Genomic DNA, 6575 nt, shown 5'->3' with positions numbered 1-6575 from the left:
GGATTACCATTAAGAAAAGATATTCCTGAGCAAGAGAAATGGGACTTATCGGATTTATTTGAAAGTGATGAAGCGTTTTATCAAACATTAGAAGAAGTACTAAGTGATACACTTGCGTTTAATAAAACGTTTGAAAACCATTTAGATTCAGTAGAACAAGTGAAAGCAGCATTACCACGCTTTGTAGATTTATTAGTTCAAATTGATCGTTTAGGTAATTATGCAGAAATGTATCACAGCGTGGATACGACTGACCCGAACCGTCAAAAATTGAGCGCTAAACTCAGCACATCGTATGGAAAAATCGCCAGTCAACTTGCTTTTGTGGAGTCAGAAATTCTGGCATTATCTGATGCACAAATTGATGAATTGATTGCTGATACACCGTACCCGCATTATTTAAAACAATTGAAACGTCGTAAACCACATCAATTGTCATTCGAAGTTGAAAAAACATTAGCGGCGTTATCACCTACATTCAGTGCAGCGTATGATATGTATGGTATTACTAAAATGTTGGATATTCATTTCGAACCATTTGAAGTAGACGGCAAAACGTATCCATTAGACTACCCTACTTTCGAAAATGAATATGAAGATAATCCAGATACAACTTTCAGACGTAAAAGCTTTAAACATTTCAGTGAAGCCTTACGTAAATATCAACACACTACAGCTGCGATTTATAATACGCATGTGCAACAAGAGAAGATTGAAGCGGATTTAAGAGGTTATGATTCAGTTATTGATTACTTATTAGAAGAACAAGAAGTAACTAGAGAAATGTACGATCGTCAAATTGACGTCATTATGAGTGAATTGGCACCTGTCATGCAACGTTATGCGAAATTACTTCAAAAAGTTCATGGTTTTGACCATATGAAATTTGAAGACTTGAAAGTCTCTATTGATCCATCATACGACCCAGAAATTTCAATTGAAGATTCTAAAAACTATATCTATAATGCATTAGGTATTTTAGGCGATGACTACTTGAATATGGTACAAGCAGCTTATGATGATCGTTGGATTGATTTTGCGCAAAATAAAGGTAAAGAAACAGGCGCTTATTGCGCAAGTCCATATGCTTCTCATAGCTATGTCTTTATCTCATGGACTGGTAAAATGAATGAAGCCTTTGTATTAGCACATGAATTAGGTCATGCAGGACATTTCAATCTTGCACAAAGTCATCAAAACTTCTTAGAATCAGAAGCATCTATGTACTTTGTAGAAGCACCATCTACTACTAATGAAATGTTGATGTCGAACTATCTCTTTGAAAGTAGTAATGACCCTAAATTCAAACGTTGGGTAATTGGTTCTATTATTTCAAGAACATATTATCACAATATGGTAACACACTTATTAGAAGCAACGTATCAAAGAGAAGTATATCGCTTAGTAGATGCAGGTGAAACTTTAACTGCGTCTACACTTAATGATATTACACGTAAAGTTTATCAAGACTTCTTTGGTGATGCAGTTGAAATTTCTGAAGGTGCAGAATTGACTTGGATGCGTCAACCACACTATTATATGGGCTTATATTCCTACACATATTCAGCAGGTTTAACAATCGGTACAGTGATGTCACAACGTATCAAAAATGAAGGTCAACCTGCAGTAGAAGATTGGTTGAATACCTTGAAAGCTGGCGGAAGTTTATCACCTGTAGAATTAGCAAAAACAGCAGGCATTGATATTACAACAGATGCCCCACTACGTGAGACAATCAGTTATATCAGCAGTCTTGTAGATGAACTTGAAGAATTAACAGAAGAAATTAACCAACAATCATAAGCAAAGTTCATATCAAGATTTATATATTGTTGAGACACACAAATAAAACAGGGAGAACACTCACATTGAGCGTTCTCCCTGTTTGTATATTTTTAGACCATTGATTCGTAAGCTTCGCCAGTAATATAGTAGTAAATATTTTCAGCGATATTTGCGATATGATCTCCCATACGTTCTAAATGTCTTGCGGCTAAGTGGGCTTGCCCTGCCACAAAAGGATCATTATCGATTAAATAAGTCGTATTCACGATGTCTTTATATAAATCGTCAATATCTTTATCACGTTCGATAATTTCAAGAATTAAAGTTACGTCTTTATTTTTAAATGCTGTGTCTAAATCTTTCAGCATCAGCAACCCTAAATCACCCATTGTTTTTAAACGCGTTAAAATGTAATGATCAGTGATTTTCACACGTTTACGGATTTTAGCAATGCTTGCGGCATTATCACCGATTCGTTCAAATTCCGATGCGATTTTCAATGCGGCAATCATCATACGTAAATCTGTCGCAATCGGTTGTTGTTTTGTAATTAACATCACAACTTTTTCATTAATTTCATCTTCTAATTGGTTAATATCCAAATCACCTTTGATGATTTGGCGCGCAAAGTTTCGATCTTCTTTATTTAAAGATTGAACTGCTTTTTCGATACTGAAGTAGACTTTAATTCCCAAAGCACGTAAATCTTTGATTAAGTCTTTGAGTTGCTCTTCGTAATGCTGACGAATGACAGTCATTAACCGAAACGTCCTGAAATGTAGTCTTCTGTTTGTTTATCAGAAGGATTAGAGAAGAGCTTATCAGTATCATCGTACTCGTTTACGTAACCATTTAAGAAGAATGCTGTTTTGTCTGAAATACGTGCTGCCTGTTGCATGTTATGCGTTACCATGATGATAGAATATTTTTGTTTTAATTCTTGAACTAATTCTTCAACTTTTAAAGTTGAAATTGGGTCAAGTGCTGATGTTGGTTCATCCATTAAGATAACATCAGGTTCAATTGCTAAACATCTTGCGATACATACACGTTGTTGTTGTCCACCTGATAAACCATATGCGTTTTGGTTTAATCTGTCTTTTAATTCATCCCAGATTGCTGCGCCGCGTAATGATTTCTCAACGATTTCATCTAAGACTTTTTTGTCTTTGATACCGTGGATTTTTGGACCGTAAGTGATGTTATCATAAATTGATTTCGGGAATGGGTTCGGTTGTTGGAACACCATACCTACGTTTGTACGTAATTTTTCAACAGATTGTTTATTGCTGAAAATATCGTTGCCGCGGTAAAGAATTTTACCTGCAGTTTTAACACTTGGTACAAGTTCTACCATTCTGTTTAATGTTTTAATGTACGTTGATTTACCGCAACCTGATGGTCCGATAATCGCAGTGACATTGTTTTCTAAAATATCTAAGTTGATATTTTTTAATGCGTGGTTGTCGCCGTACCATAAGTCTAAATTTTGCGTAGAGTAAACAATTTCTTTGTTTGTATCTGTTACGATTTTAGACGATTCATTAGAATGTGATTCTACTTTAATTGTACGTTCTGACGCGTGGCTTTGTAACTCTTCATTTAGCTTTGCCTTGTCTTGTCCTTGTTTTCTGTCTTGAACTTTTTCCATTCTGTCAAAACTCCTTTGATCAATTATTATTCGTGAGCTTCAATTTATCAATTAGTATTTTTTACTGAATTTGTTTCTTAAGAATATCGCTAAACCATTCATCGCTAGTAGCAATACAAGTAAAACGATGATGCCGGCTGATGCGACATGTTGGAATGCTTCTTGCGGCATTTTTGCCCAGTTGTAAATTTGAATCGGCATTGCTTGGAACATATCGAAAATTCCGCTTGGTAAGCGTAATAAGATTGTTGGGATACCGATTAAGATTAATGGTGCTGTTTCACCTAATGCACGTGATAGTGATAAGATGAATCCTGTTAAGATACCAGGTAATGCAGCTGGTAATACAATTTTATAAATCGTTTGCCATTTGTTGCCGCCTAGACCATAACTTGCTTCTCGCACTGATTTAGGTACAGCACGGATAGCCTCTTGGCTTGAAACAATGATGACTGGAAGAATCAGTAATGACATTGTTAATGCTGCAGCAATGATTGATTTACCTAGTGATAAAGATTCAATTCCCATACCACGAACGAAAATCGTAAGTCCTAATAAACCGAATACAACTGAAGGTACACCAGCTAAGTTTGAAATACTGATTTTAACGAAGCTTGTGAACGCGTTATCTTTCGCATATTCTTCAAGATAAATCGCTGTACCTACTCCTAAAATGATTGAGATAGGAATGATTGTAATCATTAACCATAATGTTCCGACTAATGCACCTTTAATCCCTGCCATTGATGGCATTGAAGATGAGAAGTTCGTAAAGAACGATGGCTTTAAATAAGGAATCCCTTTAATTAATGTATCGATTAATAATGCTGCTAAGACAACAAGGCCGATTAAAGTACAAGCGAAGAATACCCACTTCAACACCTTGTTTTTAGTTAGACGAGATGATAATTTCTTTTCAACTTGTTGTTGGTTAACGAGCGCTCTGCTGCCGCCAGTTTGGTTTGTAGTTGTTGTAGTCGACATCTTAATACTCCTCTCTGAAACGTTTTGCAATCCATTGAGAGATTAAATTCATTACAAGTGTGAAAAGGAAAAGCGTAAATCCTACAGCGTAAATACTGTAATACGTATCAGATCCGAATGTTGCATCACCTGTAGCAACTTGTACGATATAACCTGTCATAGTTTGAATTGAACCAGTTAAATTAAATGTTGCATCTGGTGTACTACCTGCTGCTAGAGATACAATCATTGTTTCACCGATGGCTCTTGAGATTGCTAAAACAATTGAAGCGACAATCCCTGAAATGGCTGCTGGTAAAACAACTTTCGTCGCAACTTCAAATTTTGTTGCGCCTAATCCTAATGCACCCTCACGAATTTTGTTCGGTACTGATGCCATCGCATCTTCACTTAAACTTGTGATTAATGGGATAATCATAACCCCTACTACTAAACCTGGTGAAATTGAGTTGAAGCTTCCTAATTCTGGGAAGATACTACGTAACATCGGCGTTACGAATGTTAATGCGAAGAAACCAAACACAATAGTTGGGATCCCTGCTAAAATTTCAAGTACAGGTTTAATAATTTTACGCATTCTGTCTGTTGCATATTCGCTCAAGTAAATTGCTGCGCCTAAACCAATAGGTACCGCAAAGAGTGTCGCAATGACAGTAACTTTCAACGTACCAAATATTAATGCCCAAATACCATATTTCGGGTCGCTAGAGAATGGGTTCCACTCTCTTGTAAACAAGAATTCTGTAATAGATACACGTGTGAAGAATGTAATAGTTTCTGTTAATAGAGTAAATAAGATACCAATTGTTGTTAGAATTGATATCACCGCGATAACCGCTAAAACAATAGGAACAAGTTTGTCACTGATACCTTTGTTATTTCTTTGGTTATGAGCAATCATTTCTCTAACGTTGTGTTGAGATTTCATAATTCCCTTCTTCCTTCCCTTGGAAAATAATAAGTGTTAAACGATTTGATTGTGTGTTTTTATCTTTAAACAAGCACACCCGAGACACAGCTCGGGTGGACAAGTGCTTATGAGATGCGAAACTAAGTTGAAAGTTTCGCTGCTAATGGAAGTTTAACTTGAGTAATGCTGTGATTATTTAGTTGAATCCTCTAATTTTTTAAGTTGGTCTTTGTAGTCTTTTTCAGGTAATGCTACATAGCCAGCTTTTTCTGCTGATTTACCTTTATCTTCTAAGATAAATTTGATGAATGTGTTAAGACCTTTGTTGTCTTTAAGTTTTTTGTCGTTAGTGTATACATATAAGTCACGGCTTAATGCGTAAGAACCATCTTGGATAGATTTCTTAGTTGGTTCGATTGCTTTACCGTCTTTACCTTTGATTTTAACTTCTTTTAATGAATCTTTGTTTTGTTCGTAGAAGTTGTAACCGAAGTAACCTACACCGTTTTTGTTATTTTTAACTGATTGTACGATAACGTTTGTATCTGCGTTTTTCTCAGCTTTGATATCTTCTTTATTCATAACTTCTTCACTGAAGAAATCATAAGTACCGTGTGATTGGTCTGGTGAGAATGCTTTGATTTCTTTAGCTGGGAATTTAGGGTTAACGTCTTTCCAAGTTTTAGCTTGACCAGAATAGATTTTTTTCAACTCATCAACTGTTAATTCTTTAACGAAATCGTTATCTTTGTTAACTGCGATTGTTACACCGTCTTTAGCGATCTTCCATTCAGAGTACTTGATACCTTTTTCTTCTAATTTCTTTTTCTCTTCAGGTTTGATTGGACGTGAAGCGTTTGAGAAATCAGTTTCGTTATTGATGAATTTTTCAAAACCGCCACCTGTACCAGAAGTACCAGATGAAACCGTAACGTTCGGATATTTTTGAGCAAATTTCTCATTTAAAATTTCAATAATTGGTCCTACAGTTGAAGAACCGTCACCTTTAACTTCGCCTTTGACTTCTTTATCCTTACTATCTCCGCTGTCGCTGCTACCGCCGCCGCTGTTTCCACATGCGCCTAATAATAATGAAGCACCAATTACTGTAGTTCCTAAAACTTGCCATTTTTTCATGATAAGAAATCCTCCTAAAATAAACATTTGAGCGTTAAGATTTTTTTGTTTGCTCAAGCTGTATGTAATTACTTTCAACACCTATATTACAGACGGATTGTTAATTAC

At 35.8% G+C, this 6575-nt stretch carries 6 protein-coding genes; 1 reads left to right on the top strand and 5 read right to left on the bottom strand.

Annotated features, from left to right (window positions below; all coding sequences use genetic code 11):
• Positions 1–1803 (top strand): oligoendopeptidase F (gene pepF, locus BU038_RS11310; RefSeq protein WP_107606121.1); only part of this gene is annotated, 1803 nt, incomplete at its 5' end.
• 92 nt (positions 1804–1895) lie between these two features.
• Here pepF and phoU read toward each other — a convergent pair.
• The 5 genes from phoU to BU038_RS11285 form a co-directional block, all read right to left on the bottom strand.
• The gene (gene phoU, locus BU038_RS11305) at positions 1896–2543 is read right to left on the bottom strand and encodes a phosphate signaling complex protein PhoU (RefSeq protein WP_002480899.1); all 648 of its coding nucleotides are present in this window, start codon (positions 2541–2543) and stop codon (positions 1896–1898) included.
• Positions 2543–3436, bottom strand: coding sequence for a phosphate ABC transporter ATP-binding protein PstB (pstB, locus tag BU038_RS11300; RefSeq protein ID WP_107606120.1), 894 nt, complete (start codon positions 3434–3436; stop codon positions 2543–2545). Before pstB ends, phoU begins: the two co-directional genes overlap by 1 nt.
• A gap of 51 nt (positions 3437–3487) precedes the next feature.
• Entirely contained in the window at positions 3488–4420 is a 933-nt protein-coding gene (gene pstA, locus BU038_RS11295) for a phosphate ABC transporter permease PstA (protein WP_107606119.1), read from the bottom strand.
• Position 4421: 1 nt separating this feature from the next.
• Positions 4422–5321 carry a phosphate ABC transporter permease subunit PstC gene (gene pstC / locus BU038_RS11290; RefSeq protein ID WP_428843601.1) on the bottom strand — a complete coding sequence of 300 codons (900 nt, stop codon included), beginning with the start codon at positions 5319–5321 and terminating at the stop codon, positions 4422–4424.
• 201 nt (positions 5322–5522) lie between these two features.
• Positions 5523–6467 carry a phosphate ABC transporter substrate-binding protein PstS family protein gene (locus BU038_RS11285; protein ID WP_107606117.1) on the bottom strand — a complete coding sequence of 315 codons (945 nt, stop codon included), beginning with the start codon at positions 6465–6467 and terminating at the stop codon, positions 5523–5525.
• Positions 6468–6575 lie beyond the last annotated feature (108 nt).

The organism is Staphylococcus simulans, from assembly GCF_003043455.1.
Taxonomy (GTDB): domain Bacteria; phylum Bacillota; class Bacilli; order Staphylococcales; family Staphylococcaceae; genus Staphylococcus; species Staphylococcus simulans_A.
Note: the sequence above shows the minus strand (reverse complement) of the source record. Positions and strands in the feature narration are given on the sequence as shown.